The sequence below is a fragment of the Helicobacter sp. 23-1046 genome (genome assembly GCF_053654635.1).
Map to the genome: position 1 here is coordinate 1 of NZ_JBSIUS010000007.1, position 739 is coordinate 739.

The window sequence follows — 739 nt, forward strand, 5'->3', positions numbered from 1 at the left end:
GAAAAACACTCAAGGTGAATGGGGCCCAGCAATTATTGGTGGTCTTATTGTCTTAGGTGTTGAGAAAATCGGTCAAAATAACGGCTGGTGGAAATAACTTTTTTATAAAACTGCAAGCAGCATAAAGCTACTTGCAGTCTCACTTAAAATAATAAACACAACAAAGGAGTTTCAATGCTAAATAAAAATTTTTTCAAAGTGGTGTGTATCGCAAGCGTATTAACAAGCAATATGTGGGCTCTTAGCGCGGGAGTGTATGGAGCGATAATGGGAGCTAGCACTAAGGGTCGCCTTTGTGATAGTGAAACCTGTAAAGAAAGTGCGCGAATAGGTTTAGGTGGCTTTTATATGCCAACAAAAGAGCTTGATTCCCAAAGCTACGGTGGATATTTAGCCATTGATGGCGCACTTAACTTTGGCAGTGAAAGAAGATTTTTATTTGGGATTGAAGCGAATTTAGGTGGTGGAAGGGTAGAAAGCAAAAATACCACATATACCTTTGCCCCAGATAACCGCACAGCAATCATTATAGAAATTCGTCCAAAATTTGGTTTTAACTTTACTTCGCAAAATGCTCCATTGTTTCTTAGCGTAGTTTATACGGCTGATTTGCACCAAACTACTAACACAAAAGATACAAAAGGATACAATAGAATGCTAAATCAAGTCGGCTTAGAGCTAGAGGGCGCACTCCCTACACAATCAGGCTTCACTATTGAATACGCTCTAGGCTACGCTC

At 39.8% G+C, this 739-nt stretch carries 1 protein-coding gene; it reads left to right on the forward strand.

Annotation, left to right across the window (positions count from 1 at the left end; translation table 11 throughout):
• Positions 1 to 174: 174 nt before the first annotated feature.
• Positions 175 to 739, forward strand: a 565-nt coding sequence (locus tag ACWIUJ_RS09090; RefSeq protein WP_454170421.1) for a hypothetical protein, incomplete at its 3' end; no start/stop codon positions are given.